Annotated in this window: 21 protein-coding genes, 1 tRNA gene and 1 pseudogene; 10 read left to right on the top strand and 13 right to left on the bottom strand. The window is 73.3% G+C overall.

Features of this window, described 5'->3' with window-relative positions; translation table 11 throughout:
• Positions 1-57 precede the first annotated feature (57 nt).
• Complete coding sequence (locus tag L6E17_RS17280) at positions 58-705, top strand: GntR family transcriptional regulator (protein ID WP_236241636.1); 648 nt, start codon at positions 58-60, stop codon at positions 703-705.
• Positions 702-2,006, top strand: a complete 1,305-nt coding sequence (locus L6E17_RS17275) for a nitrate/nitrite transporter (RefSeq protein ID WP_236241635.1) — start codon at positions 702-704, stop codon at positions 2,004-2,006. The genes L6E17_RS17280 and L6E17_RS17275 overlap by 4 nt, the downstream gene beginning before the upstream one ends.
• Positions 2,007-2,183: 177 nt before the next feature.
• Here the strand turns inward: L6E17_RS17275 and L6E17_RS17270 are convergent, their stop codons facing one another.
• Positions 2,184-3,008, bottom strand: a complete 825-nt coding sequence (locus L6E17_RS17270; RefSeq protein WP_236241634.1) for a maleylpyruvate isomerase family mycothiol-dependent enzyme — start codon at positions 3,006-3,008, stop codon at positions 2,184-2,186.
• A gap of 188 nt (positions 3,009-3,196) precedes the next feature.
• Between L6E17_RS17270 and L6E17_RS17265 the strand changes: the two genes are divergently transcribed.
• Complete coding sequence (locus L6E17_RS17265) at positions 3,197-3,994, top strand: carbon-nitrogen family hydrolase (RefSeq protein WP_236241633.1); 798 nt, start codon at positions 3,197-3,199, stop codon at positions 3,992-3,994.
• An 85-nt stretch (positions 3,995-4,079) separates the two neighbouring features.
• On the opposite strand, the gene L6E17_RS17260 is transcribed toward L6E17_RS17265, so the two are convergent.
• Positions 4,080-6,164: a pectinesterase family protein gene (locus L6E17_RS17260; protein ID WP_236241632.1), complete on the bottom strand. Its 2,085-nt coding sequence runs from the start codon at positions 6,162-6,164 to the stop codon at positions 4,080-4,082.
• A 97-nt stretch (positions 6,165-6,261) separates the two neighbouring features.
• On the opposite strand from L6E17_RS17260, the gene L6E17_RS17255 reads away from it, so the two are divergent.
• Both L6E17_RS17255 and L6E17_RS17250 read left to right on the top strand, forming a co-directional pair.
• The gene (locus L6E17_RS17255; protein WP_236241631.1) at positions 6,262-8,103 is read left to right on the top strand and encodes an NHL domain-containing thioredoxin family protein; all 1,842 of its coding nucleotides are present in this window, start codon (positions 6,262-6,264) and stop codon (positions 8,101-8,103) included.
• Between the two features lie 41 nt (positions 8,104-8,144).
• Positions 8,145-8,219, top strand: a tRNA-Trp gene (locus tag L6E17_RS17250).
• 78 nt (positions 8,220-8,297) lie between these two features.
• On the opposite strand, the gene L6E17_RS17245 is transcribed toward L6E17_RS17250, so the two are convergent.
• From L6E17_RS17245 to L6E17_RS17230, 4 genes are all read right to left on the bottom strand, one after another.
• The gene (locus L6E17_RS17245; protein WP_236241630.1) at positions 8,298-8,831 is read right to left on the bottom strand and encodes an NUDIX hydrolase; all 534 of its coding nucleotides are present in this window, start codon (positions 8,829-8,831) and stop codon (positions 8,298-8,300) included.
• Between the two features lie 127 nt (positions 8,832-8,958).
• Positions 8,959-9,279, bottom strand: a complete 321-nt coding sequence (locus tag L6E17_RS17240; protein ID WP_236241629.1) for a MafI family immunity protein — start codon at positions 9,277-9,279, stop codon at positions 8,959-8,961.
• Positions 9,280-9,330: 51 nt separating this feature from the next.
• Positions 9,331-9,576, bottom strand: a complete 246-nt coding sequence (locus tag L6E17_RS17235; RefSeq protein WP_236241628.1) for a hypothetical protein — start codon at positions 9,574-9,576, stop codon at positions 9,331-9,333.
• 87 nt (positions 9,577-9,663) lie between these two features.
• Positions 9,664-10,959 carry a M18 family aminopeptidase gene (locus L6E17_RS17230; protein WP_236241627.1) on the bottom strand — a complete coding sequence of 432 codons (1,296 nt, stop codon included), beginning with the start codon at positions 10,957-10,959 and terminating at the stop codon, positions 9,664-9,666.
• A gap of 133 nt (positions 10,960-11,092) precedes the next feature.
• On the opposite strand from L6E17_RS17230, the gene L6E17_RS31015 reads away from it, so the two are divergent.
• A complete protein-coding gene (locus L6E17_RS31015) occupies positions 11,093-11,602 on the top strand; it encodes a DUF6083 domain-containing protein (RefSeq protein ID WP_308315893.1) in 510 nt (169 codons plus the stop codon).
• Here the strand turns inward: L6E17_RS31015 and L6E17_RS31010 are convergent.
• From L6E17_RS31010 to L6E17_RS17210, 4 genes and pseudogenes are all read right to left on the bottom strand, one after another.
• The gene (locus L6E17_RS31010; protein ID WP_308315892.1) at positions 11,592-11,786 is read right to left on the bottom strand and encodes a BBE domain-containing protein; all 195 of its coding nucleotides are present in this window, start codon (positions 11,784-11,786) and stop codon (positions 11,592-11,594) included. The genes L6E17_RS31015 and L6E17_RS31010 overlap by 11 nt on opposite strands.
• A gap of 708 nt (positions 11,787-12,494) precedes the next feature.
• Positions 12,495-12,799: pseudogene (locus L6E17_RS31005) on the bottom strand (FAD-binding oxidoreductase); the annotation flags it as partial.
• A gap of 179 nt (positions 12,800-12,978) precedes the next feature.
• Positions 12,979-13,533, bottom strand: coding sequence for a pyridoxamine 5'-phosphate oxidase family protein (locus L6E17_RS17215; protein WP_236241626.1), 555 nt, complete (start codon positions 13,531-13,533; stop codon positions 12,979-12,981).
• Between the two features lie 96 nt (positions 13,534-13,629).
• Positions 13,630-14,118, bottom strand: a complete 489-nt coding sequence (locus tag L6E17_RS17210) for a helix-turn-helix transcriptional regulator (RefSeq protein ID WP_236241625.1) — start codon at positions 14,116-14,118, stop codon at positions 13,630-13,632.
• Positions 14,119-14,270: 152 nt separating this feature from the next.
• On the opposite strand from L6E17_RS17210, the gene L6E17_RS30585 reads away from it, so the two are divergent.
• Positions 14,271-14,399, top strand: a complete 129-nt coding sequence (locus L6E17_RS30585; protein WP_268985264.1) for a hypothetical protein — start codon at positions 14,271-14,273, stop codon at positions 14,397-14,399.
• A gap of 333 nt (positions 14,400-14,732) precedes the next feature.
• On the opposite strand, the gene L6E17_RS17205 is transcribed toward L6E17_RS30585, so the two are convergent.
• The 3 genes from L6E17_RS17205 to L6E17_RS17195 all read right to left on the bottom strand — a co-directional run bounded on the left by L6E17_RS17205 (position 14,733) and on the right by L6E17_RS17195 (position 17,795).
• The gene (locus tag L6E17_RS17205; protein WP_236241624.1) at positions 14,733-15,317 is read right to left on the bottom strand and encodes a hypothetical protein; all 585 of its coding nucleotides are present in this window, start codon (positions 15,315-15,317) and stop codon (positions 14,733-14,735) included.
• A gap of 224 nt (positions 15,318-15,541) precedes the next feature.
• A complete protein-coding gene (locus tag L6E17_RS17200; protein ID WP_236241738.1) occupies positions 15,542-17,371 on the bottom strand; it encodes an acyl-CoA dehydrogenase in 1,830 nt (609 codons plus the stop codon).
• A gap of 208 nt (positions 17,372-17,579) precedes the next feature.
• On the bottom strand, positions 17,580-17,795 hold the full coding sequence (locus L6E17_RS17195) for a hypothetical protein (RefSeq protein WP_308315890.1): 216 nt from the start codon (positions 17,793-17,795) through the stop codon (positions 17,580-17,582).
• A gap of 116 nt (positions 17,796-17,911) precedes the next feature.
• Between L6E17_RS17195 and L6E17_RS17190 the strand changes: the two genes are divergently transcribed.
• From L6E17_RS17190 to L6E17_RS17180, 3 genes are read left to right on the top strand one after another with little or no spacing between them, the layout of a single operon-like run.
• Positions 17,912-18,793 carry a helix-turn-helix transcriptional regulator gene (locus L6E17_RS17190; RefSeq protein ID WP_236241623.1) on the top strand — a complete coding sequence of 294 codons (882 nt, stop codon included), beginning with the start codon at positions 17,912-17,914 and terminating at the stop codon, positions 18,791-18,793.
• Positions 18,750-19,034, top strand: coding sequence for a DUF397 domain-containing protein (locus L6E17_RS17185; RefSeq protein ID WP_236241622.1), 285 nt, complete (start codon positions 18,750-18,752; stop codon positions 19,032-19,034). The genes L6E17_RS17190 and L6E17_RS17185 overlap by 44 nt, the downstream gene beginning before the upstream one ends.
• Before the next feature lie 49 nt (positions 19,035-19,083).
• Positions 19,084-19,575, top strand: a complete 492-nt coding sequence (locus L6E17_RS17180) for an N-acetyltransferase (protein ID WP_236241621.1) — start codon at positions 19,084-19,086, stop codon at positions 19,573-19,575.
• Positions 19,576-20,005: the final 430 nt, after the last annotated feature.

Raw genomic sequence — 20,005 nt, 5'->3', positions numbered from 1 at the left:
CGTCCGCATCGCGGACGGGGCACTGCCTTGCACCCGTCTTGTATCTATGCTGTGCACATGCCACCCGCCCCGTCCCCGCCCGCCGCAGAGCGCGTCTACACCCACGTCAAGGAAGCCGTCCTCGACCGCCGGTACGAAGGCGGCACCCTCCTCACCGAAGGCGAACTCGCGCAGGCCGTCGGGGTGTCCCGCACCCCCGTACGGGAGGCCCTGCTGAAGCTGGAGACGGAGGGGCTGCTGAAGCTCTACCCCAAGAAGGGCGCCCTCGTCCTCGCCGTCTCCGCCCAGGAGATCGCCGACGTCGTCGAGACCCGCCTGCTGGTGGAGGAGTTCGCCGTCCGCAGGTGCGTGCCCGCGCCCGCGCCGCTCCTGGAGCGGCTGGCGGGCCTGCTGGAGGAGCAGCGGCGGCACGCGCGCGAAGGCGACCTGCGGGCCGTCGCCGTGACGGACCGGTGCTTCCACGCCGAGATCGTCCGGCAGGCCGGCAACCAGATCCTGTGCAAGCTGTACGACCAGCTGCGCGACCGCCAGCTGCGGATGGGCGTCGCCGTGATGGAGGCCCACCCCGACCGCATCGCCAAGAACATCGCGGAGCACGCCGAGATCCTGGAGGCGCTGCGCGCCGGCGACGCCGAGGCCGCCGCGCGCTGCGTGCACGGCCACGTCAGCCGGGTCAAGGTGCTGGTCCGGGGTGAGGACCGGTGACCCAGGACGGCCCCGCCGCTCCACCCGCCGATCCCCCCGGGGGCCGCCGCGCCGTCCTCGTGTGGGGCGTCGCCGTCTCCGTCTACTTCGTCGCGGTCGTCTTCCGCACCTCCCTCGGGGTGGCGGGGCTCGACGCCGCCGACCGCTTCCAGGTCAACGCGTCGGCGCTGTCCGCCTTCTCCATCGTGCAGCTGCTCGTCTACGCCGGCATGCAGATACCCGTCGGCCTCATGGTGGACCGGCTGGGCACCCGCAAGGTCCTGACCCTCGGCGCCGTCCTCTTCACCGCCGGCCAGCTCGGCTTCGCCCTCTCCCCCTCGTACGGCATGGCCCTCGCCGCCCGCGTCCTGCTCGGCTGCGGCGACGCGATGACCTTCATCTCCGTGCTGCGGCTCGGCGGCCGCTGGTTCCCGGCGCGGCGCGGACCGATGATCGCCCAGGTGGCGGCCCTCTTCGGGGTACTGGGCAACCTCGTCTCCACGATGCTGCTGGCGCGGCTGCTCGACGACGTCGGCTGGACCGCGGCCTTCGCCGGCAGCGCCTGCGCGGGCCTGGTCGTCCTCGTCCTCGCGCGGCTCTTCCTGCGGGACCATCCCAAAGGGCACGCCCCGCCGCCGGCGCCGGGCGCGGGCACACCGTCCGTGCGGTGCCAGATCGCCGCCTCCTGGCGGGAGCCCGGCACCCGGCTCGGCCTGTGGGTGCACTTCACCACCCAGTTCCCCGCGATGGTGTTCCTGCTGCTGTGGGGCATGCCGTTCCTGGTGGAGGCGCAGGGCCTCAGCCGCGGCCGGGCCGGCGAACTCCTCACCGTGGTCGTGCTGTCGAACATGGTGGTGGGCCTCGCCTTCGGCCAGATCATCGCCCGCCACCACAACGCCCGCGCACCCCTGGCCCTCGGCACCATCGCGGCGACGGCCGCCCTGTGGGCGGCCGCGATCGGCTACCCGGGCGACCGCACACCCCCGTGGCTGCTGGTCACGCTGTGCGTCGTCCTCGGCGCCTGCGGGCCCGCCTCCCTGATCGGCTTCGACTTCGCCCGCCCCGCCAACCCGCCGGAGCGCCAGGGCACCGCGTCCGGCATCGTCAACATCGGCGGGTTCGCGGCGTCCATGGCGATCCTGCTGGCCGTCGGCGTGCTGCTGGACGCGACCGGCGGGGACTACCGGGTGGCGTTCTCGTCGGTGTTCGTCCTCCAGGCGCTCGGCCTGGTGCAGATCCTGCGGCTGCGGGGCCGCACGGCCCGGCGGGAGCGGGAGCGCCTGGTCGCGAGCCGGGTGGAGACGGTCCACGTCCCGGCGTGACGGCACATCACAGGAAGCGGCATGACGGCACATCACAGAACGCGGCGTGACGGCACGTCACGGGGCGGCGGCTGTCGCGGGCGGCGGCCGTCACCGGACCGCGGTCGCCAGCGGCCTGCGGCCGTCAGCGGGCCCCGGCGCCGGGTGCCGCCGCGCCGGACCACCCGGGGGAAGGCGTCACGGGGTCACCGCGAAGTGGGCGAGGATCGCCGCGGCGAGCTCCTCGTCGCCCTCCACCTTGATCCGGTCGGCGACCGCCGCCGGGCGGACCCGGCCGCACGCCAGGCGCACGTACGTCTCCCAGTCCGTCGCGAACGTCACCGCGGGGCCCAGGGACGGCGCACCGTCGACCGTGCCGCGGCCCTCGCCGTCGACCCGTACGGTCCGCAGGAACTCCACGGGGCCGCTCACGTCGAAGACGACCGCGGAGTTGCGGGGCGCGGCCGCGTCCTTGGCGACGACCCGCGGCAGCACCTCCAGCAGGCAGTCCCGCGTGACGAGGGCACCGGGCGAGTCGAGGTTCCCGGGCCTGCCCAGCGCGGCCCGCAGGTCCTGCTCGTGCACCCACACGTCGAAGGCCCGCATCCGGTAGGCCACTTCGAGGGTCTGCTCGGCCCCCAGCGGGGCGCGCACCAGAGTGTCGGGGGACCGGTTCTCGTTGCGGAGCATGCGGGCCCGGCGGATGAGCACGTACTCGAACTCCGAGGTCATCTCCGGCGCGGTGTGATGGCGCCGCACGTCGACCTGCATCTCCATGTACCGGTCGAAGTCGCTACGTACGTGGTACAGGTCCCGCGGCAGGGAGTGAATCGGCCGCGGGTCGCCCAGCATTTCGCACTCCATGCCGATGACATGCGAGACGATGTCACGGACCGACCAGCCGGGGCACGGTGTGGCGCGATTCCACTCCCCCTCCACGAGCGGTTGCACCAGCTCGGCTATCGCTTCGATGGAGTGGGTCCAGGCGTCGGCGTAAGTCTGGAGGCTGGGATGGACGGTCACGGGACCCCTCGTGCGGCTTGCGGCGTGCGGCTCGGAACGCGGACTGGGCGCTGTGGCGCCTGGCGGGGGGCGGCCCGGGGGCTGGCCCCCGGGAGAGAACAGTACGCTCCCTTCAGGCACCTCGGCAGTGCTTTCGTGTGACGATCGTAGGCCCGTATTGACGGCTTCAACGCCAGGACGGTGGTAGTGTGCGCGCCTCGCTTCTCCAGATCGCGGTCAAACCGGACGAGTCGGTGGCGGCACGCCGCGCCCGCGCCGCGGACCTCGTGCGCGAGCAGCGCGGCGCGGACCTGGTGGTGCTGCCGGAGCTGTGGCCGGTGGGCGCGTTCGCGTACGAGTCGTTCGCCGCGGAGGCCGAGCCGCTCCGGGGCCCCACGTACGAGGCGATGGCGCAGGCCGCGCGGGACGCGGGCCTGTGGCTGCACGCCGGGTCGATCGTGGAGCGCGCCCCCGGCGGCGCCCTGTACAACACGTCCCTGGTCTTCGGCCCCGACGGCGGGCTGGCCGGCTCGTACCGGAAGATCCACCGCTTCGGGTTCGACCAGGGCGAGGCCGTGCTGATGGCGGCGGGCCAGGACATGGTGACGGTGCCTCACCCGCTGCTGCCGTTCGGTGTGGCGACCTGCTACGACCTGCGCTTCCCCGAGCTGTTCCGCGGCCTGGTCGACGCCGGCGCGCGGGCCTTCGTCGTCTCCGCCGGATGGCCGGAGCGGCGCCGGGCGCACTGGACGCTGCTCGCGCGGGCGCGCGCCGTCGAGAACCAGGCGTACGTGCTGGCGTGCGGGACGGCCGGGACGCACGCGGGCGTGGAGCAGGCCGGGCACAGCATCGTGGTCGACCCCTGGGGCGAGGTCCTCGCCGAGGCGGGTCCCGGCGAGGAGACCCTGACGGCCGAGCTCGACCCGGGGAAGGTGGCGGCGACCCGCGAGCAGTTCCCTGCCCTCAAGGACCGGGTACTGGGCACGCCACCGCCCACCCGCGCGTAAGCGCCCGCCGCCGCACGGGACCGGGCCGCGGCCCGGTCCACGCGCGCGGAGGAAGGCCGCGGCCTTCCGGTGCAGGCGGCGGGGGTCAGGAACCGGGCTTCCAGCCCGCGAGCCAGTCGGCCACCTCCTGGTCCGCGGCCTGCGCGTCCGTCAGGTGAGGCCGGTCGGCGCTCGCGGGCCCCGCGCCGGGGCCGGTGTTCCGGTACTCCGCGAAGCGGCCGTCCTTCCACGAGAACCCGCTCATGTCCGTCCACGGCTTCGCCTTGACCGCGGCGCTCAGCCGGGTGTCCCGGACGGTGGTCTGCGGGTCCAGGGACGCGTCGCCGCCCGCGTGCCAGGGCCGCCCCAGGTGGAAGCTGCCGTCGGCGACGTCGCCGTTGACAACGGACCGGCTGATCAGCAGGCCCTTGCGGCCGGCCGCGGTGCTGGGGGCGGTGACGTAGCCGCCGGACGTGCCGTCCCAGCGCTTCTTCAGGGTGATCACCGACTTGTCGATCACGGCGGTGGCGCGGCCGAAGATGAAGTCGACGTTCCCGATGACGTACGAGTTCGTCATGTACACCCGGCCGATCCGGTCCTTGGACGCGGTGTCCAGCAGCAGCGTGTCCTGGTCGCCGCTGACGATGACGCCGTCGAGCAGCACCCGGTCGGCGGCGGTGCGCAGGGCGACGGCCTGGTGGCCGCGCAGGTGCTGGTTGCGGGCCTCGTCGAAGTCGTTCGACACGGTGAGGTTGCGGGCCTGGAAGCCGTCCGCCTCGAGGGCGACGGTGGCGCTGCCGCTCGTGCCGTACGTACCGGAGCCGTCCGGCTTCGGCGTGCCCGCGGCGTTCCCGTACACGATGACGGTGTCCTTGCGGCCGGCGCCGGTGCCCTCGATGGTGACGTGCGGCTTGTTCGCCGGCACCTTCACCGTCTCCCGGTACGTGCCGGGCGCGACGCGGATGACGACCCGGGACGTGTTGCCCGCCGGGACGGCGTCCACGGCGGCCTGCACGGTGGCGTACTGCCCGCTGCCGTCCTTCGCGACGGTGAGCGTGGTGGCGGCGGCCGGGGCGCTCGCCGCCGTCCCGATGGCGGAGCGCGGCCCGGCGCCGCTCCTGACCAGCGCGGGGACGTCGGCGGCCGGGTCGAGTGTGTACGGGTAGAAGGCCCGGGGGTCGAAGGCGGTGCCGCCGGACTCGTTGCGGCCCGTGGTGCCGGAGAAGACGTTGCCGCGCTGCACGAGGGAGGCGGTGGCGTCCTTGATGACGGGGTTCCGCATGCCCTGGAAGTAGCTGTTCTCCAGCACCATCCGGGTGCGCCCGCGCGCGTAGTTGCCGTACGACGAGGTGACGGCGGTGCCCGGCTCGTCCTGGAGGTAGTTGTTGTAGAGGTGCGCGTGGGCGGCGTTGTCGGTGGAGGGGTTGCGCTGCTCCGTCTCGCGGATCCAGTTGTGGTGGATCGTGATGTCGGTGGTGACGTTCGGGGTCCAGCCGATGCCGAACGCCTTGTTGTTGTGGCTCATCCGGTTCCAGGACACCGTCACGTACGTGGAGTCCTTGCGGACGTCGATCAGGCCGTCGGCCATGTGCCGCAGGTCGTTGTGGTCGATCCACACGTGGTGGGCGCCGTCCATCTGGACCGCGTCGAAGTCGTGCTCCTTGTCGTTCCAGACGCCCTCGTAGGAGTCCCGGATGGTCAGGTTCCTGATGATCACGTTGTGGACGCCGGGCCCGAGGAAGAACCCGCCGCCGACGATGTGGCCGCTGGTGCCGGAGCCGACGATGGTCTTGTCGGACGCGAGCCGGATCTCCTTGCCGCGCGGGTTCATGGTGATCGTGCCCGCGACGACGATCACGTACGGCCCCTGGGCCGTGGCGTACTTCTCCAGGTCGGCGAGGGTCCGCACGGTGACGATCGCCCCGCCCCGCCCGCCGTAGGTGCCCCGCTGCCCGAGGGCGTGCACCGACGCGAATCCGTCGGCCGCCTCCTGCGCCCACGCCGGGACGGCGGCCGCCGTCCGGTGCTCCTGCGCCGGGGCGGCCGCCGCCCGGTCCTGCGCGTCCTCGCCGAACACCCCGAAGGCCGAGCCGTACGCCAGGGCCCCGGCGGCGGCCAGCGCCGGCGGGAGGCCCGCGGTGAGGGCCGTCCTGCGCCGGCGGTGCCGCGCTCTTCCGCGTGTCTCGCTCACGTGTCGATTCCGTTCCGTGGAGGGGTGGATGGTCCACGGAACGGTCGCCGCCGACGGCGGGAAGGTTGCCGCCGGAGCCGGATGGCAAGCTTGAACCATGAACGATGCCGCCCCGGCGCCCACCCCCGCGCCCGCCCACCGCCGTGCCCGCGTCCGCGCCCCCGAGCTGATCGGCAAGGGCGGCTGGCTGAACACCGGAGGCAAGGCCCTCACGCTCGCCGACTTCCGGGGCCGCGTACTGATCCTCGATTTCTGGACCTTCTGCTGCATCAACTGCCTGCACGTCCTCGACGAGCTGCGGGAGCTGGAGGAGAAGCACCGGGACACGGTGGTGATCGTCGGCGTCCACTCGCCGAAGTTCGTGCACGAGGCCGACCACCAGGCCGTCGTCGACGCGGTCGAGCGGTACGGCGTCGAGCACCCCGTGCTGGACGACCCGGAGCTCACCACGTGGAAGCAGTACGCCGTGCGGGCCTGGCCGACGCTCGTCGTCATCGACCCGGAGGGGTACGTCGTCGCCCAGCACGCGGGCGAGGGCCACGCCCACGCGCTGGCCGAGCTGGTCGCGGAGCTGGAGGCCGAGCACGAGGCCAAGGGCACCCTGCGGCGCGGCGACGGCCCGTACGTGCCGCCGGAGCCCGTGGCGACGCACCTGCGCTTCCCCGGCAAGGCGCTGGTGCTGGACTCGGGGAACTTCCTGGTCTCCGACACGACCCGGCACCAGCTGGTGGAGCTCGGGCCGGACGGCGAGACGGTCGTGCGGCGGATCGGCTGCGGCGAGCGCGGCCTCGCCGACGGGCCCGCGGCCGAGGCGCGGTTCAGCGAGCCGCAGGGGCTGTGCGCCCTGCCCGACGGCCAGGTGGTGGTCGCGGACACCGTCAACCACGCGCTGCGGGTCTGGGACCCGGCCACCGGGGACACCTCCACGGTCGCGGGCACCGGCGCCCAGTGGATGCAGGGCTCTCCGACCGGGGGGCACGCGCGCGAGGTGGCCCTCTCGTCGCCGTGGGACGTGGCGTGGTGGCAGGGGAAGGTGTGGATCGCCATGGCGGGCGTCCACCAGCTGTGGACGTACGACCCGGAGGCCGGCACCGTGGAGGCCGCCGCGGGCACCACGAACGAGGGCCTGGTCGACGGACCGGCCGCGGAGGCGTGGTTCGCGCAGCCGTCCGGTCTCGCCGCGACCCCGGACCGCCTGTGGGTCGCGGACTCCGAGACGAGCGCGCTGCGCTGGATCGAACCGGACGGCACCGTCCGCACCGCGGTCGGCACCGGGCTGTTCGACTTCGGGCACCGCGACGGCGCCGCCGACCAGGCGCTGCTCCAGCACCCGCTGGGCGTCACCGCCCTGCCGGACGGCTCGGTCGCGGTGTGCGACACGTACAACCACGCGCTGCGCCGCTTCGATCCGGCGAGCGGCGAGGTCACGACCGTCGCCACGGACCTGCGGGAGCCCAGCGACGCGGTGCTGGCCGGTGAGGACCTCGTGGTCGTGGAGTCGGCCCGGCACCGCCTGACGCGGCTGCGGCTGCCCGAGGAGGCCCTCACTGTGGAGGCGGTCGCGCACCGCACCCAGCGGGAGGCCACGGCGGTCGCGCCCGGCACGCTGTCCCTGGAGGTCGTCTTCCGCGCCCCGGCCGGGCAGAAGCTGGACGAGCGGTACGGCCCCTCCACCCGGCTGCTGGTGTCCTCGACGCCCCCGGAGCTGCTCGCCGCGGGCGCGGGCGCGGGCACGGACCTGTCGCGTGAGCTGATGCTGAACCCGGAGGTCGCCGAGGGCGTGCTGCACGTCTCGGCGATGGCGGCGTCCTGCGACGACGACCCGGACAACGAGTACCCGGCCTGCCACGTCCACCAGCAGGACTGGGGCGTGCCGGTGAAGGTCGAGGCCGGCGGCGCGGCGCGCCTCCCCCTGATCCTGGCGGGACTTGACGCGTAGCGGGCTGCCGGAGGGCCGTCGGTACGATGCCGGGCAAGGGCGGGGCCGTAGCGCAGAGGTGGTCGCGCGCGGTCTCCAACACCGCGAGGACGCCGGTTCGATCCCGGCCGGCCCCGCCCGCCTTGGCGCCGGGGCGGCGCCGGTCGGGGGCGCCCGGGTCTTTCGCCGGCTCAGGGAAATGCTGCCCCGTCAGATCAGCGGATCGCCTCGTCCATGAGGAGGTAGAGCAACCCGACGAGGGAGCCGCTGCTGACGATCTCGCGTCGGTCGATCATGGCCCGCACGTCGGTCAGCGGGATCCACTCGATCCGGTCCGACTCGTTCTTCTCGGTCGGCGGTCCTTCGCACGTCGCGCCGTCGGCCCGGAAGACGTGGTGCTGGGAGTCGGTGATGCCGTTGGCAGGCTCGGCGTAGAGCAGCGGCTTGACCGGGCCGGGACGCCAGCCCGTCTCCTCCAGGACCTCACGGGCCGCGGCTTCGGCCGGTGTCTCGCCCTCCTCGACCAGGCCCATGGGCAGCTCCCATGCCCACGCGTCCGTGATGAAGCGGTGCCGCCACATCATCAGAACCTCCCGCCGCTCGTTGACCACGGCGGCCACGGCCAGGTGCCGCAGCCTGACGACGTGGTGCTCCCAGCGGTTCCCGTCCGGCGTCTCGACATCGGTGAGCCACAGGTTCACCCAGCTGTTCTCGTAGATCGGACGTTCCCCGTGGATCTTCCACTGCATCGCTGCGGCCCCTCTCGATCGGCCTCCAGCATCGCAGAGCGGCGGCTGACAGGAGCCGGGTTCGCCCCCTCTTCACGTCAGGCTGACGAATACCGGGAGCCGTTCCCTCGGTAGGGGCCCCTTGCCCTCATTCCGGCTCGGAGGCGGCCGCGAGGCGGCGGAGGCAGCGGTGGCAGCCGTGAGATGCGGCCTTGTGCAGCGCATCGCTGTAGAGCCGCATCTCACGGGCCGCTCGGTCCATGTGCTGCCAGAAGGCGAGTGGCAGATCGAGATCCACTGCGAGATCGACCAGGCCGTCGAAGGCGAGTCCCAGCTCGTTGTACTCCAGGAACTCGGCGGGCGTCGAGAGGTCGGCGCCCGGCAGGCTCGCCAGATGGGTTCGCGCCGCCGCCAGGTGGCTGTGGGTCCGGTTCCAACCGGTCCGCAGGGCGTCCGGGTCAACGGTCATGAGGTCAGTGTCGCCTGTGGGCACCGCCGGCCGGGTGGCCTGGGGCGGTCGTCAGACGAGCGGGTCGCGGTTGCCGTCGCGGGCCTCGTGGGCCGGGTCTGTGACGGTGGCCGCCATCGGCTGTACCAGGGCCCTGCGGCGCCGGGCGATGCTGGTGTAGGCGGCGACGCCGATGAGGCCCACCGCCATCATGATGAGTCCGGCCACGTCCACGTTGAAGCCGCTGACCTCCCAGTCGGTCGCGAAGGTGAGGATCGCTCCGCCCGCGATGAGCAGCAGGCATCCGCCCAGGCCCATGGTGTGCCTCCCTGATGTCCGTGTCCACGGAAGTCCGAGAACGTACGGGTACCCGGGATGGCCTCGCCAACGCCTGGGCGGGCCGGGCTACTTGAGGAACGCGACGAGGGCGTTCGCGAGCAGGTACGGGTCGTCGGCGCCGCACAGTTCGCGGGCGCTGTGCATGGACAGGCAGGCGACGCCGATGTCGACGGTGCGGATGCCGTGGCGGGCGGCGGTGATGGGGCCGATGGTGGTGCCGCACGGCAGGTCGTTGTTGGAGACGAACGACTGCCACGGCACGCCCGCCGCCTCGCAGGCCGCCGCGAACACCGCCTGGCCGCCGCCGTCGGTGGCGTACCGCTGGTTGACGTTCACCTTGAGGATGGGGCCGCCGTTGGGGCGCGGGTGGTGCGTGGGGTCGTGGCGCTCGGAGTAGTTGGGGTGGACGGCGTGGCCGACGTCGGAGGACAGGCACACCGTCCCGGCGAAGGCGCGGGCGCGGTCCTCGTAGCTGCCGCCGCGGGCGAACACGGACCGCTCCAGCACGCCGCCGAGCAGCGGGCCCTGCGCGCCGGTGTCGGACTCGGAGCCGTTCTCCTCGTGGTCGAAGGCGGCCATGACGGGGATGTACGCGGGTTCGGTGGGCGCGGTGGCGACGGCGGCGAGCGCGGCGGTGCAGGCGTGCACGGACAGCAGGTTGTCGAGGCGGGGCGCGGCGAGCAGTTCCCGGTCGCGGCCGAGGTAGGCGGGCGGTTCGACGGAGTGCACCATGAGGTCCCAGCCGACGACGGAGGCGGTGTCGATGCCTTCCTCCTCGGCGAGGAACCGCATGAGGTCGCCTTCGCGGACGTCGTCGCCGAGGCCCCAGATCGGCTGCATGTGGCGCTGCCGGTTCAGCTTCAGGCCCTCGTTGACCTGCCGGTCCAGGTGGATGGCGAGCTGCGGCACGCGCAGCAGCGGACGGTCGACGTTGACGAGGCGCGAGGTGCCGTCGCGGAGGGTGAGGCGTCCGGCGAGGCCGAGGTCGCGGTCGAGCCAGGAGTTCAGCAGCGGGCCGCCGTAGATCTCGACGGCGACCTGGCGCCAGCCGTGCCCGCCGCTGTCGGGGCGCGGCTTGACCCGCAGGTTGGGGGAGTCGGTGTGCGCGCCGACGATGCGGAAGGGGGTGTGGGCCTTGGCGCCCTCGGGGACGTACCAGGCGATGATCGCGCCGCCCCGCAGCACGTACTTGCCGCCGGTCGTCCCGTCCCACTCGGCGGTCTCCTCGACCTGCCGGAAGCCGGCCTTCTCCAGCCGTCCGGCCGCGGTCGCGACGGCGTGGTACGGGGACGGGGAGGCCGCCAGGAAGGTCATGAGGTCGTCGGTGTGGCCGCGGTCGAAGCGGGCGGGTGAACTGCTCATGCCCACACCATACGGGCGGGTCCCCGCGGGGTCGCAGGGGTTCGGGAAGCGGCGTTGTCAGTGGTGGCTGTCAGTATCGGTGGCGACGACCCACCGTTGATCGACGCGAGTCCGGAGGTGCACGGTGACGACGATGACGAGGGCGGCGGCGGCCGCGGCGGCCGCCCCTGCGCCCGCGCTCTCCTGCGCGGTGTGCGAGGCCCCGGGCGCGGAGTGGAGCGCGCTGTTCGGGATGGCGATGTGCGCGCTGTGCGCGAGGACCGGTGCGGGGGCGCCGGACGACCGGGACCCGGTGCGGCTGGGGGACCTGCTGCCGGTGACGGCGGCGGCGCTGCGGGCGTCGTCCGCGACGCGTTCCGGCGGGGCGGCCCCGGCGCGGGTGAGGACCCGGGTGCCCGCGCCCCGCTCGGGCTCCCTGATGATCTGCCGGCACTGCGGCGGCCGGGCGCGCTGGCACCGTACGACGGGCGACCGGTGGGTGGCGATGGAGCCGGGCGTGCGTCCGGCGGCCGGGGTGCCCAGCGGCAAGCGCTGGTACATCGCGGGGGACGGCACGGCGGTGAACCTGCGGCGCGCCGCGCCGTCGGACACCTGCCGGGTGAGCCACTTCGACGTGTGCCCGGGGCGGCGGTTCACGGGGTGATGTTGTGGTTGATCCGGAAGAGGTTGCCGGGGTCGTAGCGGCGCTTGGTCTCCACCAGGCGCTCATGGTTCTGGCGGTAGTTGGCGCGTACGCGGCCCTGGTCGTCGTCGCTGAGGAAGTTGACGTAGCCGGCCTCGTCGGTGTGCGGGCGCAGCGCCGCGTCGTAGGCGCGGCACCAGGCCATGTTCCGCTCGATGTCGGCCGGGTCGGCGAAGCTGGGTCCGAAGGCCGTCGAGAAGGACGCGTCGCGACAGGCGAAGGCGGTGTCGGCGGGCCCGGTGCGGTGGCAGGCCCCGTCGACGGGGAAGACGATCGTGTCGCTCTGCAGCGACGGCAGGGACGCCCCGAAGGACATGTGGACGTCGATGGCGCCGTCGGACAGGTCGCGGCTGAAGTTCCCCTTCCAGTAGTGGTACAGCCCGGGCGGCAGGTCCGCGTCGAACAGGGTGTTGACCACGGGATAGGGCATGCGGGTCACGTACTGGCCGAGGACCGGGCCGAGGGCGGTGAGGCGGTCGCGGATGGTGCCGTCCTGCTCCTCCGGACCGCTCCAGCAGGTGATGACCGCGCACACGGGCCTGCCGTGCCACCGCTCGGGGAGGAAGGGGACCGGCGGGCCCAGCAGCACCGCGAAGAGGGTGTTGAACTCCTCCGGGCTGTCGGCGACGAGTTCGCGCCAGCGGCGGGCCACGTCCCCGTCGAGGGGATAGAAGGCGGGCCCGCCGAGGACCGTGGTGACCGGGTGGAGCCGGTAGAGGAAGGAGACCACCGCGCCGAAGTTGCCGCCTCCGCCGCGCAGGGCCCAGAACAGGTCCGGCTCGTGGTCGGCGTCGCAGCGGACGAGGGCGCCGTCGGCGGTGACGACATCGGCGCCGAGGAGGTTGTCGCAGGTCAGGCCGTAGCGGCGGGACAGGTGGCCCATGCCGCCGCCGAGGGTCAGTCCGCCGATGCCGGTGGACGACACGACGCCGCCGGGGGTGGCGAGGCCGAAGGCGTGGGTGGCGTGGTTGACGTCCGCCCAGGTGCAGCCGCCTTCGGCGCGGGCGGTACGCCGCTCGGCGTCGACGCGGATGCCCCGCATCCGGCGAGGTCGAGGACGAGGCCGCCGTCGCAGGTGCCGTACCCGGCGGCGGAGTGCGAGCCGCCGCGCACGGCCAGCGGCAGACCGGTGTCGCGGGCGAAGGCCACGGCCGCCATGGCGTCGGCGGCGTCGGCGGCGCGGACCACGGCGGCGGGCCGCTTGTCGTGCAGGGCGTTGTAGACGCGGCGGGCCTGGTCGTAGCGGGGGTCGGACGGGTCGATGACGTCGCCGTGCACGGTGCCGCGCAGGGGCTCCGGATCGGGGGCGTCGGGGGTGGTCGATGCGGTGAGGGTGGTCATGACGGGAAGAGCCTTTCGGGTGCGGCGCGCGGAATGCCGGCGCGTGCCGGGGCGGGCGGGACGGTGGAGCGGACGTCCCAGGAGCGCCACCGGGCCGGCGTGAGCGCGATGGTCACGTCCTCGGTGCGCTCCGGGAACCTCCCGAGGACGGCGAGTGCCTCGGCGCCCCGGGCCCGCAGGTGCGGCCGGGCGCTGACGTCGCGGGCGGCGCGGCCGGTGAGGATCTCGGCGCTGCCGCCGGCGGACACCCGCGCGAGGGTTTGCCGGTCGTCGACGGTGACGGTGACGCGCTCGGGCCGTGCGGCGGCGTTGCGGTCCTTGCGGCTGCCGGGGCAGGTGGCGATAGGGAAGCGGCCGTCCTCGGAGAGGTGGTCGGCGGGCACGACGTGAGGGCGCCCGTCAGGGTCCTGGGTGGCGACGGTCGCGAAGACGGGCGGCTGGAGGTAGTCCCGCGGGGGCGCGGTCAGCTCCCGGCGGGGGGACCGGTAGGCGCTCTGCCGGGCGGAGCGGACGGCGGCGGGAGGCTGCGGGGTGGCGGAGGTGGTGGTCATGCCTCCGTTGTAGGTCGGGTACGCCTCCCGGCACATCGCGGGAACGGCCCATCGCGGGACCGGCCGGCCGGATGGGCGGAACAGCCCATCGGGCCGTCACGCCAGGCCGTGGGCGCAGGCGAAGGCGGTGGCGGCGGCGCGGGAGGTCACCTGGAGCTTGGCGAAGATGTTGTTGAGGTGGCGGGCGACGGTGTGCTCGCTGATGGTGAGGGCGGCGGCGATCTCCCGGTTGGTGCGCCCGGCGGCGACGAGCCGCAGCACTTCCGCCTCACGGGGCGAGAGCCCGCCGGGCAGGTCCCGCCGGTCCGGGCGGCGCCGCCCGGCGTCGAGCAGTGCGGCGGCTCGCCGGGCGTCGGGTACGGCCCCCAGTGCCTCGAAGGCGGCCCGCGCGGCCCGCAGCTCCAGGGCCACGCCCTCGTCGTCGCCCGCGTCCCGCGCGGCGGCGGCCAGCATCATGCGGACCTGGGCCGCCTCGTACGGCACGCGCAGCTCCAGCCACGCGGCCAGCGCCCGCCGCAGCAGGACCCGCGCGTGCCGGGCCCGCTCCGCACGGGTGCCGTCGCCCTCCTGGTCGGCCAGGGCCACGGCGGCCCGGGCGGTGGTGGCGAGGGCGTCGAGGAACGGGGTCGGGGGTCCGTGCGGGACAGCCGGGACAAGTCCTCCGCGGCCGTCCGGGCGGCCTGCACCGCCCGCAGGGACAGCTCGACCTCGACCTGGGCGGCGAGGAGACGCGCGCGGTGGCGGAGGCCGCCGTCGAAGGCGGCATCTGCCAGGGCGAGGCGCAGCGCCGCGGCAGCCGCGTCGGCGCGGCCCTGGGCCAGGCGCAGCAGGGCGAGGCCGGGCTGCGGGGGCGGCCCAGCGCGTGAGCCCGCGCGTACGCGGCCTCGGCCGCGGCGAGGTCGCCGCGCCGCCGGTGGATCTCCCCGCGACGTACTGCGCCTCACCCGCCACCGCGGTGTCCCCGGCGGCCACCTCGGCGCAGACCCGCTCGGCCTCCGCCTCGGCCCCCGCCCAGTCGCCGCGCAGGTCCAGGACCTCCACCCGGTGTACCCGGCACAGGCCGCGGAAGGGGTTGTCAGCGGAGTGCGCGGCGCACCAGCGCATCGCGGCGTCCGTCCACTCGGCGGCCCGCGGCAGGTCGGCGCCCGCCATGCAGCGGGTGAGGGCCAGGCAGTAGATCCAGCCGGTGAACAGGGGGCTCAGCTCCCCCGCGGTGACCGCGCACATCGCGTCGTCCAGCAGGGCCATCCCCTCGGCGGTCCGCCCGTGGGCCAGCAGGAGCCGGCGTGCACCTGGTGGCTCATCGCCAGCAGGTCGCGGCTGCCGCAGGCGCGGGCGATGCGGGTCATGCGCCGGGCGGCGGCCACGGCCGTGTCCGGGTCGCCGCGTTCCGTCGCCTCCTCGGCCTCGGACCAGGCCAGGTACGCCTGCTCCAGGCAGTCGGGCCGACCGGCCAGGTGTTCCCGCGCCCGGTGCAGCCAGCCGGAGGCGGTGGCGGTGCGGCCGGTGTCGCGGTAGTCGTAGAAGAGCATCCACGCGGCGCGCGCGGCGGCCTGGTGCTCCCCGGCGGCGGCGTACGCGGTGTAGGCCCGCAGCCGGGCCTCGATCGACTCCGGCAGGCGCAGCGTCCACCAGGCCGCGTCGGCCAGCAGGGTCAGGCCGTCGCCCCCCAGCACGTCCGCCGGGAGGGCACTGAGCTGGGCGTACGCCTCGCTCCACGCCTCACGGGCGGCGGCGTCCCTGGCCTGGGTGACACGGGTCTCGGTGCCCTTGATGGTCGCCATGGGCGGTCCCTCCAGTCCTCAGGATAGGAGGACCGGCCGGTGGCTGGTGAGCCCCCGCGGGGCTGCCGGGCCGCCGTGATGACTCCCGGGGCCGCCCCCGGGGACGGGAACGGCCCGCTTCCCCGGATCGGACCATCCGGGGAAGCGGGCCGTCATACCCTCCGCCGAGCTGCCTGCCCTCCGGCCGGTGAGCCGCTCAGCCGGTCGGCGGGCCGGTCAGCCGGTCAGAACGCGGACTCGTCCAGCTCCATCAGGGAGTTGTCGACGCCTTCCGCGATGAGGCGCTCGGTGGCGACGCCCGGCAGGACGTTGGCCGCGAAGAACTTCGCCGCCGCGATCTTGCCCTGGTAGAAGGCGACGTCCTTGGCGGGAGCGCCCGCGGCCAGCTTCTCGGCGGCGACGGCGGCACCGCGCAGCAGCAGGTAGCCGACGACGACGTCACCGGACGCCATGAGCAGGCGGGTGGTGTTGAGGCCCACCTTGTAGATGTTCTTGACGTCCTCGCCGGTGGCGGTGAGGTGCGTCAGCATCGTGCCGACGATGCCCTCCAGGTCCACGGCCGCCTTGGCGAGCGCGTCCCGGGCGGCGGCCAGCTCGTCGCCGCCGGCGCCGAGGGCGAGGAACTTCTTGATCTCCTCGGCCAGCGTGTTCAGCGAGGCGCCCTGGTCGCGGACGATCTTCCGGAAGAAGAAGTCCTGGCCCTGGATCGCGGTGGTGCCCTCGTAGAGGGTGTCGATCTTGGCGTCGCGGATGTACTGCTCGATCGGGTACTCCTGGAGGTACCCGGAGCCGCCGAAGGTCTGGAGGGACTGGGCGAGCTGCTCGTACGACTTCTCGGAGCCGTAGCCCTTGACGATGGGGAGCAGCAGGTCGTTCAGGCCGTGCAGCGCCTTGGCGTCCTCGCCCGCGGCCTCCTTCTCCTGGATCGCGTCCTGGACGGCGGCCGTGTACAGCACCAGGGCGCGCATGCCCTCCGCGTACGCCTTCTGCGTCATGAGGGAGCGGCGCACGTCCGGGTGGTGCGTGATGGTGACCTTCGGCGCGGTCTTGTCCATGAAGTTCGCCAGGTCGGTGCCCTGGACGCGCTCCTTGGCGTACTCCAGCGCGTTGAGGTAGCCCGTCGACAGGGTGGCGATGGCCTTCGTGCCGACCATCATGCGGGCGAACTCGATGATGCGGAACATCTGGCGGATGCCGTCGTGCTTGTCGCCGATCAGCCAGCCCTTGGCGGGGTGCTTGTCGCCGAAGGTCATCTCGCACGTGTTGGACGCCTTGAGGCCCATCTTGTGCTCGACGTTCGTGGCGTAGACGCCGTTGCGGGCGCCCAGCTCGCCGGTCTCCCAGTCGAACTCGTACTTCGGCACGAGGAAGAGCGACAGGCCCTTGGTGCCGGGACCGGCACCCTCGGGGCGGGCGAGGACGTAGTGGAGGATGTTCTCCTCCATGTCGTGCTCACCGGACGTGATGAAGCGCTTCACGCCCTCGATGTGCCAGGAGCCGTCCTCCTGCTGGATCGCCTTGGTGCGGCCCGCGCCGACGTCCGAACCGGCGTCCGGCTCGGTCAGCACCATGGTGGAGCCCCAGCGCTTCTCGACGGCGATCTCGGCGACCTTCTTCTGCGCCTCGTTGCCCTCCTCGAAGAGGATGCCCGCGAAGGCGGGGCCGGAGGAGTACATCCACACGGCCGGGTTCGAGCCGAGGATCAGCTCCGCGTACGCCCAGATGAGCGAGCGCGGCGAGGTGGTGCCGCCGATCTCCTCGGGCAGGCCCAGACGCCAGTACTCGGAGTCCATGAAGGCCTTGTAGGACTTCTTGAAGGAGGCGGGGACCGGTGCGGTGTTGGTCTCCGGGTCGAAGACCGGCGGGTTGCGGTCCGCGTCGGCGAAGGACTCGGCGAACTCGTTCTCGGCGAGACGGCACAGCTCGTCGAGGACGCTCTTGGCCGTGTCGACGTCCATCTCCTCGAACGGACCGGTGCCGTACACCTTGTCGCGGCCGAGGACCTCGAAGAGGTTGAACTCGATGTCGCGGAGATTCGACTTGTAGTGCCCCATGGCGAACGGCTCCGTAAGGGATCGGGAGGCAGGTTCCTCGTGCATCTACCAGCTGGTAGCTACGATGATGCTACCCGTCGGTAATAAGGGCAACCCCTGGCGCCGGATCTGTGACCTGTCTCAAACCGGACGAGCCGGGCGCGGCGGCTGCCGGGGCCCTGGGCGTGCGGCCGGGCGGGGTGGCGCCGCCCCGCCCGAGGCCCCCCGGCTATCGCGCGGCGGCCGGGCCCCGCCCCGGGCTCACCTGGAGGACCTCCAGCAGAGCGCGGGCCGTCGCGAGGTTGCAGTTCCCGAGCATGATCAGCGGCGGCGTCCCGAAGTCCCGGCCGAGGCTCGGCAGCGTGATCCCGTGCGACCCGAGCACGATCTTGAGCCGGTCGACGCAGTCCCGCGCCTCCTTGTCGAGCTCCAGCGGCATGTGCATGAGCGATGTCACCTTTCTGTGCGCGGTGTGACGAACTGGTCACACAGTGGCGCGGAACCCGCGTAGCGTGGAAGGTGTTTGGGCGCCACGGCGCGAGGTGTGGAAGGCGGTCACCTGTGGGGCAGGGGAAGCGCAAGGACATCGACGGGTCGCAGAGCGTCCCGTGCTTCTACGGCAAGGAGTTGAGGTTCCAGCGGGAGAAGGCGGGCCTTTCCATGGCCCAGCTCGTGGAAGGCAGCTTCTACGGGACCTCCTACCTCAGCGAGATCGAACGCGGACAGCGGCGCATGCCGGTCGACCTGGCCCGGCACGTGGACCAGACGCTCGGGACGGACGGGTACTTCGAGCGGTGCTGTGAGGATGTGCGGCGGGCGAAGCAGGGTGCGCACGCGTCGTACTTCGCGCCGATCGCGGAGGCGGAGACGCGGGCGCAAGCCATCGACGTGTGGGCCAACGCCCTCATCCCGGGCCTGCTCCAAACGGAGGCGTACGGTCGGGCCGCCGACCGTGCCAGCGACCCGTTTGCGCGATCTGATGAGGCGGAAGCGAAGCTACAGGCGCGACTTTCGCGAGCCGCGCTCTTCGACGGGCCGGAACGGCCGGAGTACTGGGCGGTCCTGCACGAGTCGTTGATCTGTGAGCCGCTTCTGCCGCCGACAGAGATGGCTGAACAACTCGACCACATCGTGGCACTTGCCGAGCAGTGGCGCGTCGCGCCACAGGTGCTGCCGTGGAACTCAGGTACGCGATCGCTGTTGTTGTTGCCTTTCATGCTGTTGGAGTTCAACGACGAACCGGCCCTCGTGTATACAGAAGGGCCCTATCACGGGCAGATCGTGGACGATCCGGCCCTCGTGAAGCGCTACCGCAAGGCATACGATCGGCTCAGGGCCGCCGCGTTGTCACCTGAGGCGTCCCTCGCCCTGATCAAGCAAGCGGCTGAGGACTACCGACATGGCAAGCGACCAGTACTGGTTGAGCGGAGCCCACTGGCGTAGGAGCAACTACAGCACCAATGGCGGCGAGTGCCTCGAAGTCGCTGAAGGCTTTAAGGGCGCCGCGCACTGGCGTAAGAGCAGTCACAGTAATGGGTCCGGCGGCAACTGCCTCGAAGTCGCCGATCACCTCGCCGGCGTCGTCCCCGTGCGGGACTCGAAGGTGCCGGACGGGCCCGTGGTCACCGTGTCCGCGCGGGCCTGGGCTCCGTTCGTCGCGGCGGTCAGGGCGGGGCGGCGGTAGCCGCGAAAGGGCTCGACCGAACGACCGTACGGTCCGTACCCTGCCCCGCATGATCGAATACGGAATCGCGGACCGCGCCGGGCGGAGCATCACCCTGCACGGGATCGACGACGACAACTGGCGGGACGTCGCGGACGTGGCGCCGCTGGACGAGCAGCGGCGGTTCGCCCCGGCGCTGGCCGCGCGCTACCTGCTGCTGTCGATGCGCGGCCAGGTGTGGACCTCGCTTGCGGTGTGCGCCGACAAGGCCGTCGTGGGGCACGTGATGTGGGCGCGGGACGACGATGACGGCTCGTACTGGATCGGCGGGCTGCTGATCGACGGGTCCGAGCAGGGCAAGGGCACCGGCCGGGCCGCCGTGCGGACCCTCATGGCGTGGCTGGCCGAACGGGAGGACTGCGCGGAGATCCGGCTGTCGTACGAGACGGACAACACCGCCGCCGACCGGCTGTACTCCTCGCTCGGCTTCCGGCGGACGGACGCCACCGAGGGCGACGAGGTGGTCGCCGCGCTGCCCGCGCGGGAGGCGCTCCCCGCCTGAGCCCGGCCCCGCCCGGGGAGTGCCCCCGTGCCGCGGCGCCCGCCGCGCCCCGCGGGGCGCCGCGGGCCTCCACGCCGGCACCGTACGGCGCCGCCCTGCCCCCGCCGCGCACCGCGGGGCGCCGCCCGGCCAGGGGCCCCTTCCGCCCCGGGCCGACGGGAGGAGCCGTGGCGGTCGCGCGCGGGCGTGTCCGCACCGTGATCGGGCGGCCCTTGATCCTCACCGGCGGCCTGTGCCTATGGTGATCGCTGTGTGCGCGCGGGGAGTTGACCCCTCCCCGGGGAGCGTGCACGTCCGTAGGCGGCCGGGGGGACAGCGCCGCCAGGGGGAGGGGGAGACCGCCGTGCCGCGGTACCGGCACGCCCGGGGCGCCTCCGCGGCCTGACGTGGACCCGCACAGCAGCGGCACGCCCGGCGGCACCGCGTCCGC

It is taken from the genome of Streptomyces sp. CC228A (assembly GCF_021390935.1).
Lineage (GTDB): Bacteria > Actinomycetota > Actinomycetes > Streptomycetales > Streptomycetaceae > Streptomyces.
This window is presented reverse-complemented; position numbering and strand designations above follow the sequence as displayed.